Annotated in this window: 15 protein-coding genes; 8 read left to right on the forward strand and 7 right to left on the reverse strand. The window is 69.1% G+C overall.

The features are described from left to right. Positions 1-210 precede the first annotated feature (210 nt). Together LDO27_RS08280 and LDO27_RS08285 are read left to right on the forward strand one after the other, a co-directional pair. Entirely contained in the window at positions 211-468 is a 258-nt protein-coding gene (locus LDO27_RS08280; RefSeq protein ID WP_224041086.1) for a hypothetical protein, read from the forward strand. Continuing rightward, entirely contained in the window at positions 468-2,477 is a 2,010-nt protein-coding gene (locus LDO27_RS08285; RefSeq protein ID WP_224041088.1) for a tetratricopeptide repeat protein, read from the forward strand. Before LDO27_RS08280 ends, LDO27_RS08285 begins: the two co-directional genes overlap by 1 nt. A 21-nt stretch (positions 2,478-2,498) precedes the next feature. On the opposite strand, the gene LDO27_RS08290 is transcribed toward LDO27_RS08285, so the two are convergent. Then, positions 2,499-3,377, reverse strand: coding sequence for a DMT family transporter (locus LDO27_RS08290; protein WP_224041090.1), 879 nt, complete (start codon positions 3,375-3,377; stop codon positions 2,499-2,501). 411 nt (positions 3,378-3,788) lie between these two features. Between LDO27_RS08290 and LDO27_RS08295 the strand changes: the two genes are divergently transcribed. The 4 genes from LDO27_RS08295 (at position 3,789) to LDO27_RS08310 (ending at position 10,341) form a co-directional block, all read left to right on the forward strand. Then, entirely contained in the window at positions 3,789-4,064 is a 276-nt protein-coding gene (locus tag LDO27_RS08295) for a YHYH domain-containing protein (RefSeq protein ID WP_224042484.1), read from the forward strand. 155 nt (positions 4,065-4,219) lie between these two features. Beyond that, positions 4,220-6,154, forward strand: a complete 1,935-nt coding sequence (locus LDO27_RS08300; protein ID WP_224041091.1) for a hypothetical protein — start codon at positions 4,220-4,222, stop codon at positions 6,152-6,154. A 235-nt stretch (positions 6,155-6,389) separates the two neighbouring features. Further along, a complete protein-coding gene (glgX, locus tag LDO27_RS08305; RefSeq protein WP_224041092.1) occupies positions 6,390-8,591 on the forward strand; it encodes a glycogen debranching protein GlgX in 2,202 nt (733 codons plus the stop codon). A gap of 400 nt (positions 8,592-8,991) precedes the next feature. Further along, the gene (locus LDO27_RS08310; protein WP_222201062.1) at positions 8,992-10,341 is read left to right on the forward strand and encodes an Nramp family divalent metal transporter; all 1,350 of its coding nucleotides are present in this window, start codon (positions 8,992-8,994) and stop codon (positions 10,339-10,341) included. Positions 10,342-10,554: 213 nt separating this feature from the next. Here LDO27_RS08310 and LDO27_RS08315 read toward each other — a convergent pair whose 3' ends face one another. The 3 genes from LDO27_RS08315 to LDO27_RS08325 form a co-directional block, all read right to left on the reverse strand. Then, positions 10,555-11,445, reverse strand: a complete 891-nt coding sequence (locus LDO27_RS08315) for a manganese catalase family protein (protein WP_222201063.1) — start codon at positions 11,443-11,445, stop codon at positions 10,555-10,557. A gap of 237 nt (positions 11,446-11,682) precedes the next feature. Further along, positions 11,683-12,573, reverse strand: coding sequence for an MBL fold metallo-hydrolase (locus tag LDO27_RS08320; RefSeq protein WP_224041093.1), 891 nt, complete (start codon positions 12,571-12,573; stop codon positions 11,683-11,685). A 43-nt stretch (positions 12,574-12,616) separates the two neighbouring features. Beyond that, positions 12,617-13,786, reverse strand: a complete 1,170-nt coding sequence (locus LDO27_RS08325; protein ID WP_222201065.1) for a zinc-dependent alcohol dehydrogenase — start codon at positions 13,784-13,786, stop codon at positions 12,617-12,619. Positions 13,787-14,011: 225 nt separating this feature from the next. Between LDO27_RS08325 and LDO27_RS08330 the strand changes: the two genes are divergently transcribed. Further along, positions 14,012-14,299 (forward strand): hypothetical protein, encoded by a 288-nt coding sequence (locus LDO27_RS08330; RefSeq protein ID WP_224041094.1) that lies wholly within the window; start codon positions 14,012-14,014, stop codon positions 14,297-14,299. A gap of 63 nt (positions 14,300-14,362) precedes the next feature. On the opposite strand, the gene LDO27_RS08335 is transcribed toward LDO27_RS08330, so the two are convergent. The 3 genes from LDO27_RS08335 to LDO27_RS08345 form a co-directional block, all read right to left on the reverse strand. Next, positions 14,363-16,207 carry a flavin monoamine oxidase family protein gene (locus LDO27_RS08335; protein ID WP_224041095.1) on the reverse strand — a complete coding sequence of 615 codons (1,845 nt, stop codon included), beginning with the start codon at positions 16,205-16,207 and terminating at the stop codon, positions 14,363-14,365. A 10-nt stretch (positions 16,208-16,217) separates the two neighbouring features. Then, positions 16,218-17,525, reverse strand: coding sequence for a c-type cytochrome (locus LDO27_RS08340; RefSeq protein WP_222202243.1), 1,308 nt, complete (start codon positions 17,523-17,525; stop codon positions 16,218-16,220). Between the two features lie 137 nt (positions 17,526-17,662). Further along, positions 17,663-17,848 carry a DUF2970 domain-containing protein gene (locus LDO27_RS08345; protein ID WP_222201068.1) on the reverse strand — a complete coding sequence of 62 codons (186 nt, stop codon included), beginning with the start codon at positions 17,846-17,848 and terminating at the stop codon, positions 17,663-17,665. 166 nt (positions 17,849-18,014) lie between these two features. On the opposite strand from LDO27_RS08345, the gene LDO27_RS08350 reads away from it, so the two are divergent. Further along, positions 18,015-19,427: an aminotransferase-like domain-containing protein gene (locus LDO27_RS08350; RefSeq protein WP_224041097.1), complete on the forward strand. Its 1,413-nt coding sequence runs from the start codon at positions 18,015-18,017 to the stop codon at positions 19,425-19,427. The last annotated feature ends 121 nt before the right edge of the window (positions 19,428-19,548 follow it).

Genomic DNA, 19,548 nt, shown 5'->3' on the forward strand with positions numbered 1-19,548 from the left:
GCCCCGCGCGCTCCCTTTGGCATCATAGGCGGCGATCTGCGGCCTCACCAGCACGGTGCCGCGCCCGCGCGGCCATGGCTTTCCTTTCCGCACGGCGTTTTCTATGCTGGCCGAAGAAGGACGCCGCGCGCGTGCGCGAGGCGGCCGGCGCGTGCCTCCTCCGCGCGGCGGAGGCGCGGTGTAGCGCCGTGTCCGGCGCGAGGGGGGCGTATGAAACTCTGGACGTGGCTGAAAGACCCGGCGAACAGAGCGGTGCTCGGCTTCCTCGGTGCGGGCGTGGCCGCAGCGGCCGCCTTGCTGGTCCAGGCGGGATTCGGCCCCCGCACCGACTCCGCGCCGCCGCTGCCGAAGCCCGAGATCCGCGCGCAGCCGGGCCAGCCGGGCCAGCAGGCGCAGGCCGATGCGCAGGGCGTCGCCACCAACATCCGCGGGGACGGCAACCAGGTCCATATCCAGACGAGCGACTGATGTCCGCCGGGGCACAACGGGCCGTGGCCGTCGGCGCCTGCCTGGCGGCCCTGCAGGCACTCGCCGCCGAGCGTCCGGCCCCGCCATCGGACCAGGTAGAGCGGCAGTCCGCCTATGCCGCCGCGGGCGGCGTCGCGATCAATATCGACGGGGACTGGAATTCGGTCACGGTCACCACCGTGGACCGCGAGACGCGCGGCATCATCAATACGCTGCTGGCGGACACGCGCCGGTTGAGGCGCGCCCAGCAGCGCCAGGCCGCGGCGACCAGCGCGCAACGCCGTGAGCTGTCGAACATGGCGCAGATGGCGCTGCGGGTCGCGGACCTGGAAAGCGCGGTCAGCCGCCTGCTCGCCGCGGCCCGCGCGCCCGCGGCGGACGACGGCACCCGGCAGGCCGTGGTGGCGCTGAAGGCCGGCGACACCGAACCACTGGCCGTGCTGCTCGGCCGGCAGGAACAGCAAGCGGCACAGCGACTGCGCCAGCTGGCGGTGGGGAATGGTGCGGGCACCGGCAATGCCGGCACCGATTCGACCACCATTATCGCCGCCGCGTCGCGGCGCGCCACCGACGCCGATCTCCGCACGCCGAGCACCGCCGGCACCACGGGTCCCCCAAGCACCTCCGGCACCACCGGCAGCGACACCAGCGCCACCGACACTGCCAGCACTGCCAGCACTGCCAGCACTGCCAGCACCAGCGGCGCCGCCAGCGGACCGACCGCATACTTGCACCTGGTGGCGGAACTGGCGCGCGAGCAAGGCGCTGTCGCCTCCCTGACCGACAGCGCCGCCGCGCTGCAAGCGTACCAGCGTGCGGTGGACTACACGCCGCGCGATCCGCTGGCGCTGATCAACCTGGGCGCCGCACAGCTCGACGCGGGCAGCCTCGACGCCGCCAGCGAGAAGTTCACGCAAGCCCGGACGCTGGCGCAGGACCGTCTCGCCGCGAATCCCGCCGACGCGGACGCCGCGCACATCATGGTGATGCTCGCCATCCGCCGCGGCGGCGTGTTCGCCGCCCGGGGGAACCGCACAGCAGCGTTGGCGGCATACGAGGAAGGGCTCGCGTCCGCCGCCGCGCAGGGGCAGCCGCCCGCGGGAAGAAACACGCGGCGTGCCAGTGACATTGCCACCCTGCACTACCGGATCGGCGACGTGCGCCTCGAGCGCGGCCAGTTCGACCAGGCGCTCGCCAGCTATACGGAGGCCCTGCGCATCAATGAACCGCTCGCCGACCAGACCCGCAATACGGCCTGGATCCTGCAAAAGATCGGCTATGTCCGCAGCCTCCAGGGCCATCACCGGGAAGCGCAGGACATGCTTGGCCGCGCGCAGCGGATACGGACCGCGCTGGCCGGCGCGGATCCGGGCAACGCCGAACTGCAACGCGAGCTGTCGATCAGCCACCAGATGACGGGCGATGGCCTCGCCGCGCTGGGCGATCGGAACGGCGCGCTAAAGGCGTACGAGGAAGCCGGGCGCATCACGCAGCGCCTAATCGACCGCGGCGACCCGCCCTCCCGGTGGCGCCGCGACATGGCGCGGATCCATTCCAGCATCGGCGATCTGCTCGTGAGCGAGCGCGCGCACGTTCGTGAAGCCACGGGACACTACCGCAGGGCGCTGCAGATACGCGGCGATCTGGTCCGGCTGGACCGCGGCAATGCCGACTGGCAGCGCGACCTTGGCATTTCGCACCGCAAGCTGGGCAACGCGCTGCTTGCCTCCGCCGACGCCGCCGGCGCGCTGCGCGAATTCCGCCAGGCCATCGTCGTGCAGGAGTCGCTCGTGCGCCTGGACCCGGAGAATACGCGGTGGAAGGCCGACCTGGGTTTCACCTGCTGGCGCATGTCGCGGGTGCGCCATCTCCAATCGCGGAACGAACGCCGGGCCCTGCTGGACCGAAGCATCGCGATGCTCGCGCCGTTGTCCGCGGACGGCATGCTGTCGGACTACCAGAACAGTCTGCTGCGCGCGGTGCAGAACGAGCGCCAGCAACTGAACTAACGCAGCGCGCCCCGCGTCTGCCTACTCCCGCCTCATCCGCCGTGCCGCCGCGTCCATGGACGTGCCGCCCGGGCGCATCGATATCAGCGCGATGCCTCCCAGCACGACGAGGCCCGTCACCAGCAGGGTGGCAGTCAGCCGCTCGCCCAGCATGACCGCGCCGCCAGCGGCCGCAATGACCGGCACGCTCAGCTGGGCCGCCGCCGCCGTGGCCGGACGCAGCTGCCGTACCGCGGCGTACCACACGACGTAGCCGGCACCAGAGGTCACCGCGCCCGACAGGATGGCGTACACCATGCCGGCGCGGGACGCGCCACCATCCACCCCCAGGATCAGCGCCGCGGTCACGGCCAGCGGCAAGGCAAGCACGAAATTCCCCGCGGTGGCGGCCACCGGGTCCGCCGCGCGCTTGCCGCGCAGCGAGTACGCGCCCCAGGCCACGCCGGCGAGCACCATCAGCACGGCCGAGTGTGGCGCCGGCGCGCCGATGCCCGGCAGCAGCAGCACGAGCAGCCCGGCCAGCGCGATCGCGAGGCCTGCCCACTGGCGCGCCAAAAGCGCATCGCCGCGCCACAGGCCCCACCCGATCATGGTCACCTGCACCGCGCCGAACAGCAGCAGCGCGCCGGTGCCAGCCGGCAGCCGCACATAGGCCAGCGAGAAGGCGAGCGCGTAGGCGAACAGCGCGATGGCCGAGCGCAGGTCGGCGCGCACGGGCCACAGCCTGCCCCGGGCGCCCTGCCACAGCGCCAGCACCGCCGCCGCGGCGCCGATGCGCACCAGCGTGAACAGGACCGGGTCCATGGCGGCGTCGCGCATGGCGAGCCGGCACAGCAGAGAATTGCCGGCGAAGGCGAGCATCGCGACGGCGGTCAGCGCGGCGACGCGGGGAGCGGTCATGGCGGCGGTCGGCATGGCATGGTGCGGCGCCGGTGCTCCCGGATTTCAGCGCCGGTCCGGCGATGGCATCGATGCATCCAGTCTAGGCCATGGCCGGCCGCGCCCGCCCCCAAAGCAACTGTCGCCGGTGCTGCAGCGGGGCGGCCTGCACGATGGGGATGAGGTCCGGCATCGGCGTGCGTGCAGGCGCTGCCCGGCCAAGACCCGTGGTTGACCGGCACCTTGCTGGAACTGGGCAAGGCGTTCCCCGCGTATCCGCACGCGGGTCCGGCCCGCGACATACCGCGACCGTAGGGTTCTGCGTCCGACGCTGGCGTGACACCATGTCGGGACATCGCGATGACATGGGCCAGACTTCGGGAGACAGCAGCCATGCGAACACGGATCGGCGCGGGCGCATTGGCCCTATTGATGGTGAGCCCCGCATTCGGCCACGGTGGAGGACTGAACGCCGAGGGCTGCCACACCAACCGAAAGACCGGGGACTATCACTGTCATCGCGGCGGCGGCGGCGGCGGCGGATCTCCGGCGCGCGCGGCGAATCTCGTAGGGACGACGCTCGAACCCAAAGCAACGACACGGCAGGCGGCAAGACCCGCGGCCGGTGGTCCGACCTGCTACACGGGGCCGCGGGGCGGGACTTATACCATCACGGCCAGTGGGCGCAAGAACTACGGGGGTTGTTGACCCGCGCGCCACCGACGAATGGAAACGCCCGGAGTGCCTGCCGGCGGCAGCCCAGCCCTAAAACTATCGCCCGCAATGCCGATAACAAGACCGGCGCAATGCGCCCGCTCGCGATGCGGACGCCGCCGACAGACCAATTCGACGGGAAACGGGCAATGAAACAACGATGGATAGCGCTGGCCGCGGCCGGCTTGGTGGCGGCGTGCGGAGGGGATGGCGACCGGGCGGAGACGCCGGCCGCGCCGCCGGCGCAGGCGGAGGAATACAGCCTGGCTGTGCGGCCTCACCTTGGCACCGTGCGTGCTGGCGCAACGCTGGCCATGCAGCCGCTGCTGGACGATGCGCCGCCGCTGATGGCGACGATGCCCGCGAGCGGCGATCCGGTCTTCAAGGTGCCTCGCGATCGTTGCGGCCCCGGGCTGGTGGCGCTGGTGGGTTCGGATTCGACGGTGTACTTCGACGAGGGGACGAACCAGGACGAGGTGCTGGGCAAGGGCCAGAACCTTCGCGTGCTGGTGCCGGACATCTGCGGCGCCGACGCGACCCGGCCCGTGTCGCTGAGCCTGCTCGACGAGATCGGCCTGCATATCGGCAGCGACCACGCGGCAGATCTGGAGACGAAGATCCAGCAGGTCCGCGATGCCCGCAACGGTGACATCGCCAGCCTGGCGAGCGCCCGTCAGGCCGCCATCGAAGCCGCGCAGCGGATGATCGATGACGTCTATCGCATGATCCGCGATCTGCTTGGCCTGCCGGAGGGCTATCCCGGCGTGCTGCCGACGCCGATCGACAACCCGTACTCCGTGATCCCGCCCACCGACGCCGGGCATGTCGCCGCGACGCTGCGCGCGCTGCAAGTGGCCGCTGCCACCATCCGCGCCACGTCCATGAGCACGCAGTTGTCGCATGTCGAGGCGCAGGCCGCCCTGGTTGCCCAACAGGCCGAACTGTTGCGCGCGCAGAATGCCGCCCAGAAAAAACCGGTCGCGGTGATCGACAACACGCTCGGAGCCAGTACCGATCTGTCCATGCGCTTCGGCCTGCTGACCAACGGGCAAGCCGACAATGCCGCCAAGTTGCTCGGGGCGTCGGCCACCAACACGGCGAGGGACGTGCCAAGCCTCATCGACCGCATCATCGCGGCGATGCCGAATTCCCCCACCGCGTCCACGTCGCTGGAAAAGGCCCGCACGAAGGCCAAGGCGCAGGCCCCGGTCGCGAACGCCGACATGACGCTGGCCCTGCGCACCGCGCTGGCCCCCACGCTGCTGCGGGTCGAGCCGCTGGAGCGGCTGCAGAAGGCAGCAACGAGCGGCCCCGGCAAGTTCGCCTGCACGGTGGGCACCGCCTCCCGCGGCTCGGTGACGGTGACGTTCGTCGATCTGGACACCAGCGGTGGCCTGAGCGATGGCGATCGTTTCGACATGGTCTACCAGAACTGCCTCGTCGCGGAGCCCATCTCGGGCGTGACCATGGCCAAGTCCGGCACGATGAGCGTGAAGTACGACGCGCGCGATCCCGTTGCGCCGAAGCCGGATATCGCCGGGCACGTGACCTTCGACATGCGCCTGCATGCGGACTCGGGCGCGCCCTCCACCAAGCCCGCGACGTTGTTCAGGGTGACGGGCCAATGGATGGACCGCGCGGCCTTCGGCGCTCCCGGCAACGTGGCGGCGTCGATGTACGTCGGCGCGCGTCCTGCCGTGCTGCTGGACGACGCCACCCTCACCATCCATCAGGACGGTGCCGCGTACACGACGCAGATCGACGAGGCGCGTTTCGACATGGAGCCGAAGCTGGAAGACCCGCAGTACCAGGGGCTGACTGCCGGTGTGCTGCGGATGGACGGCACGGTCGGCGGACTGCGCTACAGCACTGGGCACGGGATGCTGTTTGCCCGCAACGGCGAGGCCCTCACGCTATGGCAGGGCGAGTTCAGCTATCAGCGGGAGACCGGAGGAACGGGTAGCGGCCGCATCGATGCTTCCGCCAACAGCCTCTTCACCACCCGGCTGACCGATGACGCCGGCAAGACGGCCGAGCGCGCCCTGCGCTGGGACACGCTGGTGGCCGCCTACCTGGCCAAGTAGGCGCGCCAGCGGCCGGGCCGGCCCGCATTCCTGGGGCGGCCCGCGTCCTTGTAGTTTTGCGTCCGGCGCCGCAGACCGGCGCGAAAAAACTACAACACGGGCATTGCCGCCACGGCCCGCGGCCCATTGCCTGCGCGACCTCGTCGCTCGCCCGCGGTAGGCACGCTGCATGCTCCACTGCTCAGTCGGCGCGAATTCCTCGCGCCTAGCAGAGCCGCCCGGAGCATCCAGCAACATGTCATCGCACAAAATCAGTGAAGGACTCCCCTTTCCGCTCGGCGCCACCTGGGATGGCAATGGCGTCAACTTCGCCATCTTTTCGGCGAACGCCACCAAGGTGGAGCTGTGCCTGTTCGACGATAACGGCACGCGTGAAGTCGAGCGCATTACGTTGCCCGAATACACCGACGAGGTATGGCACGTGCGCGTCGACGGCCTTCAGCCCGGCGCCGTGTACGGCTATCGCGTGCATGGGCCGTACGAGCCCGAAGCGGGGCATCGCTTCAATCCGAACAAGCTATTGCTTGATCCCTACGCCAAGGCCTACGTCGGCGAGCTGAAGTGGGACCCGGCGGTCTTCGGCTACACCATCGGCGCCGACGACGGCGACCTGAGCTTCGACGAGCGCGACAGCGCGCCCTTCATGCCCAAGTGCCAGGTCGTGGACCAGACCTTCACCTGGGAGCACCCTACCCGCCTGCTGGTGCCGTGGCAGCAGACTATCTTCTACGAGACCCATGTGCGCGGCTACACCAAACGCCATCCCGCCGTGCCCGAGCATCTGCGCGGCACGTTTGAGGGGCTCGGGCAGAAGGCGGTGATCGACCATATCAAGAGCCTGGGCGTGACGTCGGTCGAACTTCTGCCCATCCACGCCTTCCTGAATGACAGCCATCTGCTGGACAAGGGCCTGACCAACTTCTGGGGCTACAACACCATCGGCTTTTTCGCGCCCGATCCGCGCTATTTCGCGCGGGGGCCGGGCGCGGTCAGCGAGCTCAAGCAGATGATCGACCGCTTCCACGACGCGGGGCTGGAGATCATTCTGGACGTGGTCTACAACCACACGGCCGAGGGCAGCGAGCTGGGCGCGACCCTGTCGTTCCGCGGCATCGACAATCTTTCCTACTACCGGCTGCTGCCCGACCAGAAGCGCTACTACATCAACGACACCGGCACCGGCAATACGCTGAACCTGTCGCATCCGCGCGTGCTGCAGATGGTCACCGACAGCCTGCGCTACTGGGTGACCGAGATGAACGTGGACGGCTTCCGCTTCGACCTGGCCACCATCCTCGCGCGCGAGCCGGGCGGCTACGACTACGAAAGCGGCTTCCTGAAGGCCTGCCGGCAGGACCCCATCCTGTCCGGCGTCAAGCTGATCGCCGAACCGTGGGACTGCGGCCCCGGCGGCTACCAGGTGGGCAACTTCCCGCCGGGCTGGGCCGAGTGGAACGACAAGTACCGCGACACCGTGCGGGACTTCTGGCGCGGCGAGGAAGGACTCGCGCCCGACCTCGCGGCGCGCATCACGGCATCGGGCGACATGTTCAATCACCGCGGCCGCCGGCCGTGGGCCAGCGTCAATTTCATCGCGGCGCACGATGGCTTCACGCTGCACGACCTGGTGTCGTACAACGAGAAGCACAACGAGGCCAACGGCGAGGACAACCAGGACGGCAGCTCGGACAACCGCTCGTGGAATTGCGGCGCGGAAGGACCGACCGACGACGAGGAGGTGTGCGCGCTGCGAGAGCGCCAGAAGCGCAATATGCTGGCCACGCTGCTGCTGTCGCAAGGCACGCCGATGCTGCTCGCGGGCGACGAGTTCGGTCGCACGCAGAACGGCAACAACAATGCCTATTGCCAGGACACCGATATCAGTTGGGTCAACTGGGACATCGGCGAAAGCGGCACCGCGCTGATCGAGTTCGTGCGCAAGCTGACGACCCTGCGACGCACGCTGCCGGTACTGCGGCGCGGCCGCTTCCTGACCGGCGAGCGCGATCCCGAACTCGATGTGGCCGATGTCAAATGGATCAGCGCGGCGGGCGACGAGCTGACGCCCGAGCACTGGGGCGACGCCTCGATGCGCTGCTTCGGGCTGGTGATCGATGGCCGTGCGCGCGTCAGCGGCATCCGGCGCCTCGGCTCCGACGCCACCCTGCTGCTGGTGTTCAACGCCTACCACGACGTGGTGGAGTTCACTCTGCCGGACGTTGCGGGCAGCGATCAATGGACCTGCCTGATCGACACCAACGCGCCCGTACGGGAGGAGCTGGCGAGCTTCGTGACTGGGGACACCTACCAGGTCACGGGCCGCTCGCTGCTGCTGTTCGCGCTGGAGGCGCGCGGCGCAACACGGAGAGTGTTCCAGCGGCTCGAAAACCTCCTGACCGAAGAGGTGCCGGAGAATCCTGGCCCGCAGCTCGCCTGAGGCGGGCATTCCGGGGGCCGGTGAGAGCGCAGACGGCGCCCCTGCCCGCTCTGCAGCTCTCTCAGGCACGCCCCATGCTTTGGCATTGACGAATCGTGAGCCCCGCATCCATCATGGGGCCGCACCGTCGGAGAGGCATCATGAAGCATTGGCGACAAGACTGGCGTGCCCATCCGTTACGCATGGCGCTGGGCTTGACTATCAACGGCGTTGGCGGCTTTATTCTGGTAGCCAAGGCCTTTGGCCTCGGCATCTGAGCCGCCCGCCGCGATCCGGGCGGCGATCCGAACGCCCGCCCCCTTCCGTAAGCCGGCCGCCCGCACGGGCCGGCCGCCGGCGCAACGCGCCCAACCCCTAATCCTTCAGCGCGCCCCTGACCGCAGGGGTGCGTAGATTTTTCATGCCACCTCCGGACATCGCGTCTTCCGCTGCAGCCGGTACCGCCGGCGATACCGCGCCCGAGGCGACCGGCTTCGGTCCGCCGCGCCGGCCGCGTCGCGGCCCGCTGCACTGGCGGCGGCTGCTCGCCTTCCTCGGTCCCGGCTATCTGGTGGCGGTGGGCTACATGGACCCGGGCAACTGGGCCACCGATCTTGCCGCCGGCTCCGGCTACGGCTATTCGCTGCTGTGGATCGTGCTGATGTCCAGCCTGATCGCGATGCTGCTGCAGACGCTGGCGGCGCGGCTGGGGGTGGTGTCCGGCATGGATCTCGCGCAGGCCTGCCGCCGCCATTCGGGCCGCAAGTCGGCGCTGGCGCAATGGCTGCTGTGCGAGATCGCGATCTGCGCGACGGACCTGGCCGAGGTAATCGGCACCGCCATCGCGCTGAACCTGCTGTTCGGCATTCCGCTGACCTGGGGCGTCGCGGCCACCGTGCTCGACGTGCTGCTCATTCTCGCGTTGCAGCAGCGTGGATACCGCCAGCTGGAGGCAGTGGTGATCTCGCTGTTCGCCGTGGTGTTCATCTGCTTCGCGATCAACCTCGTGCTGGTGCAGCCGCACTGGCCGTCGGTGATGCAGGGCTTCGTGCCGGGGCCGCGCATCATGACCGACGTCAACATGCTCTATATCGCGATCGGCATCATCGGGGCCACCGTGATGCCGCACAACCTGTATCTGCATTCGTCGATGGTCGGGCCGCAGCGCATCTCCAGCGGCAACGAGTCCAAGGCCACGACGATGGCGTACTACACCATCGACATCATGGTGGCGCTGGTGATCGCCTTCTTCATCAACGCGGCAATTCTCGTCACCGCGGGCGCGGTGTTCCATACGGGCGGCATGCACGAGGTCAACGACTTGCGCGCCGCCTATCACCTGCTCGGGCCGCTGACTGGCACCACCGTCGCCAGCGTGCTGTTCGGCGTGGCGCTGCTGGCCTCGGGGCAAAGCTCGGCGGTCACGGCGACGCTGGCCGGGCAGATCGTGATGGAAGGCTTCGTGCAACTGCGGCTGCCGCCGTGGGCGCGGCGCCTGGTCACGCGCGGCATCGCCATCATTCCAGCGATGTTCGTGGCGGTGGCCTACGGGGATTCCGGCATCGGCAGCCTTCTCGTGCTGAGCCAGGTCATTCTCAGCCTGCAATTGCCGTTCGCCGTGGTGCCGCTGATCTGGCTTACCAGCCGGCGCTCGGTGATGGGCGAATATGCGAACCGCCCGCTGGTGATCGTGCTCGCGAGCATCGCTGTGACGCTGATCATTGCGATGAATGTCGCGATGATCGGAATGGCGATTCGGGAGTGGGGTTGAGAGTTGCGGGTCTGGTGAGCGGCTGACGGCCGGCAGGCATACCGCTGCGTGCGCTTCTGGCTCCTGCTAGCCCTCACCCTCACCCCCGCCCTCTTCCGCCCGCGGGAGAGGGAGCACACCAGCGGCATCGATATGTCGGCGGTTTGCTCCCCTCTCCCGCGCGCGGGAGAGGGGCCGGCGGTGAGGGTGAGCGCTAAATCGTAGCGACAATCCTTACTTCGCCTTCTCCGGCAGATCGGTGTCGTCACCCCGTCCCAGATCCGCGCCGGTCACCGGGTCGCTGTTCACGTCCGACTCCGTGCGCATGGCAGCCGCTTCCAGCGTGCTGGCCTGATCCGGGTCCAGTTGCACCTGGGCCAGACCGTCGCCGCCATCCACCGCGGGTTCGGGACGTTCGACGAACTCGAAGTTGCTGTCGGCGTTCCACGGTCCGCGCAGCGCTTCGCCCTGCGACATCTTGTAGTAGACGCTGGCGAATTCCGGCATCGGCGGGGCCTTGCCCGGAGGGAAGCTGGGCTGCATCGAATACAGCGCCTTCTCGAACGACTTCTGGTGCGACACCTCGCGCGTCATCAGGAAGCCCAGCGCCTCCTTGATGCCCGGATCGTCGGTGACATTGATCAGCCGCTCGTAGATGATCTTGGCGCGCGCCTCGGCCGCGATATTGGAGCGCAGGTCGGCGGTAGGCTCGCCGATGGTATCGATATACGCCGCGGTCCACGGCACGCCGGCCGAGTTCACCAGCGGGGGGCCGCCGCCGTACAGCAGCTGCGTGACGTGGCTGTCGTTGCCGGGGCCGGACAGCGAGCGATACAGCTCGGCCTCCTGTTCGATACCTTCCGCAAGTTCGCCCTTGGCGCCCTTGTTCAGCATCGCCACGATCGAGCCGATCACTTCCAGGTGGCTCAGCTCCTCGGTGGCGATATCCAGCAGCATGTCCTTGCGGCCCGGATCATCCTCGCCCAGCGCCTGCGTGAAATAGCGGCACGCGGCGGCGAGTTCGCCCTGCGGACCACCGAATTGCTCCAGCAGCAGATTGGCGAGGCCCGGATCGGGGCGTGCTACACGAACGGTGTACTGCAATCGCTTGTTGTGAATGAACATGGTGATCCTCCGTGGGGTCGGTGTGGACATGGCGCCTCAGTGGCCCAACACGAGTTGCAATGGCCGTGCCCGCACGCCGATGTGCGATGGCTCGTGTGCGTCCCGGTGCGCCGCGGTCGCCGCTACGCAACCCCGCACGGGCGCGGGAAGACTTCGAGGGCGGGCGTTCCAGTTTGGATGGCGTTCCTCCTGCAACCGCGATGCGACATGTAAATCTTTCGCGATGGTGTCAATCCGTTACCGCACGGCGGAATGGCCAGCGGACGACGCCAGCGCTCCCGCGGGCAGGCCCGCATGCCGTCCCGCCAATGCCTCGAACTCGACGATATCGTGCCCGCAGCACACGGTGACGTGGCCGCCGTGCTCCGCATGCAGCTGGCGCAGCCGCCGCTGCGCGAGCAACCGCGCCGCGCGGTCCTTCTCCATCATCCACTGGTAGAAGCGCAGTCCCGGCGTGCAGTACGGCGACACGGGGTCCATTTCGTCGCGGAAGAAGTAGGCGTCGCCGGCCTGCAGCAGCCAGCCCTCCCCGCGCCGCACCGCAATGCCGGCATGGCCATGCGTATGGCCCGGCAAGGGCACCATCACGATCTCGGGCGGCAGGCCGTCGAGCACGCGCACGCGCTGGAAGCCGTACCAGTCTTCCCCGGCGTCGGGCGCGTAGCTGCGCCATGCGCCCTGCGTGGACCACTGCTGCGGCCGGAAGCGCTGCCGGTCCAGCCACGTGAGCTGGCGCAGCGCATAGTCCTTCTCCACACCCATCAGGTGCACCGTCGCCCACGGAAAATCGTCGAGACCGCCCGCATGGTCGAAGTCCAGATGCGTCAGCACGATATGGCGTACGTCGCGCGGATCGAAGCCCAGCGCCTGCACCTGCCGGTAGGCAGTCATCTCGTCGCGGAACTCGGGCTTTACCAGCCCGAGAAAAAACGCGCTCAGGCGCGAGCGCGGGTCCGCCACGTCGCGGCGCCCGAGGCCCGTGTCGACCAGCACGAGCGTGTCGGCCAGTTCCACGAGAAGGCAATGGCAGGCGAGCTCGCCGCGTTCGAACATGCTGCGGCTGCGGCCGTCCATCAGCCTGCCGCCAAGCGGACAAGTGGAGATGCAGTTCAGGTGATGGATCTTCATGGGGCCTCGCATCCGTCCCGCTCGCGCGGCCGGGGAACATCGTTCAAGGCTTCAACACCACCTTGATGCAGCCATCGTGCTTCTGCCGGAAGGTCTCATACAGCCCGGGGCCGTCCTCCAGCGTGGCCTGGTGCGTGATCACGAACGTTGGGTCGATCTGCCCTTCCTGGATGCGCCGCAGCAGATCGTCGGTCCAGCGGTTTACGTGCGTCTGTCCGGCGCGCAAAGTCAGGCCCTTGTTCATCAGGGGCCCCATGGGGATCTTGTCCACCAGTCCGCCATACACGCCCGGCACCGACAGGATGCCGGCCGGGCGGCACACATAGATCATTTCGCGCAGCACGTGCGGGCGATCGGACTCGAGCATCACGGCCTGCTTGACGCGGTCGTACATCGAATCCAGGGAGCCGGCTGCATGCGCCTCCAGTCCCACCGCGTCGATGCACTTGTCAGGCCCCTTGCCCAAGGTCAGCTCGTTGAGCATCTCCACCACGCTGTGGTGTTCGAAGTCGATCGTGGTCGCGCCCAGTCGCTGCGCCATGATCAGTCGCTCGGGCACGCGGTCGATTACGATCACCTGGCGCGCGCCCATCAGCAGCGCGCTGAGCGCGCAGAACTGGCCGACCGGTCCCGCGCCCCAGATCGCGACGACGTCCTCGGGCTGGATCTCGCACTGGGCGGCGGCCTGCCAGCCGGTTGGCAGGATGTCGCCCAGAAACAGCACCTGCTCGTCGGTCAGTCCGTCCGGGATCTTGACCGGAGCGACGTCCGCATAGGGCACGCGCACATACTCGGCCTGGCCGCCCGCGTAACCGCCGGTCAGATGGCTGTAGCCGAACAGGCCGGCGCCCGTATGCCCGAACGCCTTGTCCGCCGTTGCCTTGTTGCGGTTGGTCCGCTCGCACACCGAGAAATTGCCGCGCCGGCACTGGTCGCATTCGCCGCAGATGATCGTGAACGGCACCACCACGCGGTCGCCCACCTTCAGCCGGCGGTTCTCCGGTCCGACCTCGACCACCTCGCCCATGAATTCGTGGCCGAGCACGTCGCCGCTTTCCATGCCGGGAATGAAGTGGTTGTACAGGTGCAGATCCGAGCCGCAGATCGCGCAGCTGCTGACCCTGATGATGGCGTCGCGCGGATGCTCGATCACCGGATCGGGCACCGTGTCGCAACGTACATCGTGCTTGCCGTGCCAACAAAGTGCTTTCATGCGGGCCTCCTCGCTGCCGGCGGCACACCGGCGGCGCCGCGCCCCACAGTGGGACGCAAGCATCGTTCCAACGCGCTCGCTTCGGCACGGCTGTTGCAACCGCAACCGGAAATGGCGCGCAAAGCGCAGGCGCGCGGGTCTGCCGGGGCCACGTACCGCCTCGCTTTGTCGCTTTGTAGATACTCCGGGAAGTTTTTACCGGACCGTCCGACTGGAACGAACGCTATGGATTGGATCGACGTACTGCAATGGCCGGCGATGGCCGTGACGGTGGCCGCCACCTGGCTGGTGGGCTCGCGCCACGCGGGCCGGCGCAAGGCCGGCTTCTGGGTCTTCCTGCTCAGCAACGCCCTGTGGATCGTCTGGGGGCTGTACAGCAGCGCCTACGCGCTCGTGGTATTGCAGTTCGCGCTAGTGGCGCTGAACTATCGCGGCATGGAAAAGGCGCGGCGCGCGGATGCGGCGAACGAGAGCCGTGCGGCCGGCACAGGACGCAGTGGAGAGGCGGCATAAGGCTCTGCTTTTTCCCCTCTCCCGCGAACAGGAGAGGGAAGCAGACCGCCGCAATTCGAGAGTCTAAGCCCGCAATTCCTCGATCGCTCGCCACGCCTGGCTCACCGCCGCCGTGACCGACGGGCTGCCCGCGCTGTCCGCGCCGGCGATGGTGACCAGGCCATAGGGCGCGCGCGAACGCGCCAGGGCTGCCTGGGCGGCCGCCGGGTCGTCGAACAGCGTGTTGGGCCGGTAGCTGTAGCCGTGCGCCCAGCGGTTGACCGTGATGCCGCGCACCACGTCGCCGGACGCAAACCCGCCCTGCCCCAGCATGCGGTCGAGCTGAGCGCGGATGCCCCGCTCGAGCTGCTCGAACGGTGTGCCCAGCAGCAGCGCCCGCCCCGCGCGAAAGCGGTCGCGCGCCTTCATGCCGCTGTCCGGCACGGTGGGCACGTACAGCATGTGCAGCACCACGGGGGCGTCGGGACCGGCGGCCGCGGGCGTTTCCAGCCACAGGTCCGAGTACGCCATGGTGGGCGCGTGGATGCGGCGGGCCTTGAGCGCGTCGAAAGCGCGCCAGTTGTCCAGCGCGACCTTGGCATAGACCAGCGGCGCCTTGACCTCGTCGCGCAGCGCCCGCTTCTGCGCGTCGGGCAGCGCCGGCGCCATGTACGGCACCATCATGTTGTAGCCGGCGAGGACCACGTGCGCCGCTTCCACGCGGTGCAGGTTGCCCTGCCAGCCGTAGGTCACGCGCACCAGCCGCGTATCCGGCTCGATGGCGATGGCGGTGCTGTTCAGCCGGACCCTTACCGTCGATGCGTCCGTATCGAGCTTGCCGTAGTCGAAGCGCGCGGCGGCGATACGCTCGGCCGTGGCCCCGGGCGCCACCCCCGGAATCATCCGCTGCACCAGCAGGCGTGCGAGCGACGCATGGCCATCGGGAAACCACAGGCGCGAGGCGGGCGACTTGCCGAGTTCGCGCGCCTGCTCGCCCGGCTGCGGCATATTGGCGCCGGCCGGCAGGCCGATTGCGCAGGCATCGAAGACCGACACGCCTTCCGCGTCGAGCGCGAAGGCATCGTGGGTGCGGCCACGCAGGAAGCGCTGGCCCGCGAGGCCGAGACCTGCCCGTTCGCGCAGGAACGCCGTATAGCTGGTGCGCTGGAGGTGGGCCATGCGCTCGGCCTGCGGCATGCCGGCCAGGTAGTCGATACCGCCTTCCATCAGCCGCGCCAGCGCTTCGCGGTCGGCCGCGGGCAGCGGTGCCGCGTCGAGGAATCGGCGGACGGCGTCGGCCTTGGCGGTCACGCCGTCCATCCGCTCGCCAAACGGATCGCCTGGCACCAACTGGTCCCGCCCGAAATGCTCGCGGTCGAAGAACACCGCGCGGCCCATACCGCGGCCGGCGTAGGGGTCGAGCGGGGCGGCGGCGCCAAGGCGGCGCGCATCGACGCCAAGCCCGTCCAGCAGCGTGGCCATGGCGCTGTCGTCCAGCGCGGACGGCGGCATCTCGGCACTGCCGCCGTAGGTCACCAGCCGTTGCCCCCTGACGGTGAATTCGTTGCGCTTGGCATGGCCGCCGAAGTCGTCGTGGTTGTCCAGGATCAGGATGCGCTTGTTGCCGCCGTGCCGGCGCTGGTAGAACCACGCCGCGGCCAGGCCGCTGATGCCGGCCCCGACCACGACGAGGTCGTACGCCTCGCGCGCCAGCACGCCCGGATAGCGCGCGCCCTCGCGCGCCAGGCTGTGGGCCAGCGTGAAGGTACCGGGGTGGTTGCCCCGCATGCCGGTCAGCGCCGGCGGGTAGTAGGCGCCCGAGGGCGCGGCACCGCCGCCGCCCTGCGCATGCAGCCATTGCACCGGCGCCATGCCACCGGCGATGGCCAGCGCGGCGCCGTTCAGGAAATCTCTGCGCGTAATCGTCATGGTGGTCTCGTCAGCGCTCGGCCGGCGCCGTCAGCGCGCTGCCCAGTTCGGCGCGGCGGCGTGCCACCGCGGCGGCATCGACCGGCGTCGCGCCATTGCCCCAGCTGGTGCGGATAAACGTCAGCACGTTGGCCAGTTCCTGGTCGTCCAGGGTCCAGCCGTAGCCGGGCATGTGGTAGTCGGTGGGCGCCGTCTCCACGCGTGCGGTCACCGCGCCGTCGAGCAGCAGATTGATCAGCGACGCGGGGCTGGGGTCCAGCACGGTGGCATTGCCGGCCAGCGGCGGGAACACGCGGGCGAAGCCCTTGCCGTTGGCGCCGTGGCAGGGCATGCAGTACTGCGCGTACTGGCGCGCGCCCGCGGCGTCGAAGCGGCCCTCGGCGAGCTGCGCGGCGGTGGAGGCGTCGTAGCGGAAGGGCTGCGTCTCGCCGCGCCGGCCCGGCAGCGACTTCAGGTAGACCGCGATGGCCTGCAGGTCGGGATCGCTCAGGTACTGCGTCGACGACGAGATGACCTCGGACATCGGCCCGAACGAGGTCGCATGGACGTTGCGACCGGTGCGCAGGTATTCGGCGATCTCCGGGGCGGACCAGCTGCCGAGTCCGGTGAGCTGGTCTCCGGTCAGGTTGCTGGCCGACCAGCCGGACACCTGCGCGCCGGAGAGGAAATCGCGGCTGCGCTCGTCCAGCGCCTTCTCGGCGAACAGCACCCCGCGCGGCGTGTGGCAGGCCCCGCAGTGGCCGACCGCCTGTACCAGATAGGCCCCGCGATTCCACGCCTCTCCTTTGGCGGCATCCGCCTGGATCGGCGCGCTGTCCAGGAACAGCCAGTTCCACACCCGCAGCAGCCAGCGCATGCTGAACGGCCAGCGCATGTCCGCATCGGGATTGTCCTGGCGCACCGGCTTGACCTCGGCCTGCAGAAAGGCGAACAGCGCCTCCACGTCGCGGTCGTCCATCCGCGCATAGGAGGGGTACGGCATGGCCGGATAGAGCCGCTCGCCATGGCGCGCGATGCCGCGCCGCACCGCGCGGTCGAAGTCGGCGAACGTATAGGCGCCGATGCCGGTCTCGGGGTCGGGCGTGATATTGGTCGAGTAGACGCGGCCCACGGGCGTGTCCAGCGGCAGGCCGCCGGCGAACGGTGCGCCGTTGGCGCTGGTATGGCAGGCCATGCAGTTGGCGGCGCGGGCCAGGTAGCGGCCGCGTTCGATTTGCGCGCTGGCATGGGCCGCCGGCGTGGCGGCCGTGGCGATGGCGGGGGCAGCGGTGCTGGCCTGCGCGAACACCGCCGGACTCGCGGCCAGCGCAGGCAGCATGGCCAGCAACGCGCGCGCCCGGCGCAAGCGGGCCGCGATGGCGCGCGCCATGCGCGGGCGCCGTAGGAAAGTAAGAGTCATGACGAAATGGCGGCGGCCGCATCGGCCGCCCGTGGCGGAACAGGCATGCCCGGCGGTCAGGCGTGGGACACGGCCCAGTTTGCCAGCATGACGAGGCCGCCGACCAGCGCGGCGGTCAGCATCACGCCGGTGACGATCAGCGGAATGGGCCGCACGTTCTGCAGGTCGCGCCGGTGCTGTTCTCCGCCGCGCAAGCCCAGAAAGCCCCACAGCACGGTCACAATCAGTCGAATCGGATTCATGATGGTTTTCCTGGCCGGCGGGCGCGAACGAGCGCCTGCCCAATATCACAGACCGCATTATCGGGCGCTTCTCGCCACCGTAACAGCATCAGTTCTGTGATAGTTTTCCGTATCAGTTCGGATTCCGGCCGCCCTCGCACGCCGGCAACGCTGCATCGCCCCGCCCATGAAACGCTACGAAGAACTCGCCGAGACGCTGGCGCGCGACATCCGCAACGGCAGCCTGCCGCCCGGGGCTCGCATGCCGTCGATCCGCAAGACCGTGGCGCACTACGGCGTGAGCCCGGCCACGGCCTTCCAGGCCTACTACCGGCTGGAGGAACGCGGCCTGGTGCGCGCGCGCGAGCGCTCCGGCTACTACGTCGCCGGCCTTCCGGCGCGCCAGCTGCCGCAGCCGGCGGTGCGGCCCTCGCCCGAGGTATCCACGGACGTCGATATCTCGCGCCTGGTGTTCTCCGTGCTCGACGCCGCGCGCGACCGCGAACTGGTGCAGCTGGGCTCGGCCTTTCCGTCGCCGGAGCTGTTTCCCTGGGAACGCCTGGGCAAGTCGTTGTCCCGCGCCGGCAGGACGCTGGACCCGTGGTACTCCGTCAACGACCTGCCGCCGGGCAACCAGACGCTGCGCCAGCAGATCGGGCTGCGCTACCTGGGCGCGGGGGTGCCGCAGCCGGCCGACGACATCATCGTCACCAACGGCGCGCTGGAAGCGCTGAACCTGTGTCTGATGGCGGTGGCCCAGCCCGGCGACGTGGTCGCCATCGAATCGCCCGGCTTCTATGGCGCGCTCCAGGCGCTGGAGCGGCTGCGCATGAAAGCCGTCGAGATCCCCGTGCATCCGCGCGGCGGCATCGATCTGGATGCGCTGGCCCATGCGCTGAAGCGGCACCCGGTCAAGGCCTGCTGGTTCATGACGCAGTTCCAGAACCCCATGGGCGCCAGCATGGCCGAGACCGCCAAGGCCGACCTCGTGGCGCTGCTGGCGCGCCATCAGGTGCCGCTGATCGAGGACGACGTCTATGGGGAGCTGTATTTCGGCAACCGCTGCCCGCTGCCGGCCAAGGCCTTCGACACCGAAGGGCTGGTGATGCATTGCGGCTCGTTCTCCAAGTCGCTCGCGCCGGGCTTTCGCATCGGCTGGGTCGCGCCGGGCCGCTATGGCGGGACGATCCAGCGGCTCAAGCTGATGACCACGCTGTCGGCCGGCGTGCCCACTCAGCTCGCACTGGCGGAATATCTTCAGCACGGCGGCTACGACAAGCACCTGCGCCGGCTGCGCCATGCGCTGGAGACGCAGCAAGGCAAGCTGATCGAGGCCATCGGCCAGCATTTTCCCGACAACGTGCGCGTGACCCATCCCGATGGCGGGTATTTCCTGTGGGTCGAATTCGCGCCGGGCTTCGATGCCCTCGCGCTGCACCGCGTGGCGCTGGAGCACGGCATCGGCATCGCGCCGGGGCCGCTGTTCTCCGCGCGGCGGGGCTTTCGCAACTGCATCCGGCTCAACTATGGGCATCCCTGGAATGCGGCGATGGAGGCGGCGGTGGCGAAGCTCGGGCAACTGGCGCGCAAGCTCGCGTGAAGCACCGCTTTGCTCCCCTCTCCCGCCAGCGGGAGAGGCCCGGGGGTGAGGGTGACGGCCGGATAGATGCGATGGGTGTCTTTCACGTATCCGTCATGCCCGGCCGCATGAGCGCGAATCG

The organism is Cupriavidus respiraculi (assembly GCF_914271545.1).
GTDB lineage: Bacteria > Pseudomonadota > Gammaproteobacteria > Burkholderiales > Burkholderiaceae > Cupriavidus > Cupriavidus respiraculi.

What these genes read in the sequence shown, in the direction of transcription:
- LDO27_RS08280 (WP_224041086.1), top strand. Translation starts at nt 211, where the DNA reads ATGAAACTCTGGACGTGGCTGAAAGACCCGGCGAACAGAGCGGTGCTC.
- LDO27_RS08285 (WP_224041088.1), top strand. Translation starts at nt 468, where the DNA reads ATGTCCGCCGGGGCACAACGGGCCGTGGCCGTCGGCGCCTGCCTGGCG.
- LDO27_RS08290 (WP_224041090.1), bottom strand. Translation starts at nt 3,377, where the DNA reads ATGACCGCTCCCCGCGTCGCCGCGCTGACCGCCGTCGCGATGCTCGCC.
- LDO27_RS08295 (WP_224042484.1), top strand. Translation starts at nt 3,789, where the DNA reads ATGGTGAGCCCCGCATTCGGCCACGGTGGAGGACTGAACGCCGAGGGC.
- LDO27_RS08300 (WP_224041091.1), top strand. Translation starts at nt 4,220, where the DNA reads ATGAAACAACGATGGATAGCGCTGGCCGCGGCCGGCTTGGTGGCGGCG.
- glgX (WP_224041092.1), top strand. Translation starts at nt 6,390, where the DNA reads ATGTCATCGCACAAAATCAGTGAAGGACTCCCCTTTCCGCTCGGCGCC.
- LDO27_RS08310 (WP_222201062.1), top strand. Translation starts at nt 8,992, where the DNA reads ATGCCACCTCCGGACATCGCGTCTTCCGCTGCAGCCGGTACCGCCGGC.
- LDO27_RS08315 (WP_222201063.1), bottom strand. Translation starts at nt 11,445, where the DNA reads ATGTTCATTCACAACAAGCGATTGCAGTACACCGTTCGTGTAGCACGC.
- LDO27_RS08320 (WP_224041093.1), bottom strand. Translation starts at nt 12,573, where the DNA reads ATGAAGATCCATCACCTGAACTGCATCTCCACTTGTCCGCTTGGCGGC.
- LDO27_RS08325 (WP_222201065.1), bottom strand. Translation starts at nt 13,786, where the DNA reads ATGAAAGCACTTTGTTGGCACGGCAAGCACGATGTACGTTGCGACACG.
- LDO27_RS08330 (WP_224041094.1), top strand. Translation starts at nt 14,012, where the DNA reads ATGGATTGGATCGACGTACTGCAATGGCCGGCGATGGCCGTGACGGTG.
- LDO27_RS08335 (WP_224041095.1), bottom strand. Translation starts at nt 16,207, where the DNA reads ATGACGATTACGCGCAGAGATTTCCTGAACGGCGCCGCGCTGGCCATC.
- LDO27_RS08340 (WP_222202243.1), bottom strand. Translation starts at nt 17,525, where the DNA reads ATGCTGCCTGCGCTGGCCGCGAGTCCGGCGGTGTTCGCGCAGGCCAGC.
- LDO27_RS08345 (WP_222201068.1), bottom strand. Translation starts at nt 17,848, where the DNA reads ATGAATCCGATTCGACTGATTGTGACCGTGCTGTGGGGCTTTCTGGGC.
- LDO27_RS08350 (WP_224041097.1), top strand. Translation starts at nt 18,015, where the DNA reads ATGAAACGCTACGAAGAACTCGCCGAGACGCTGGCGCGCGACATCCGC.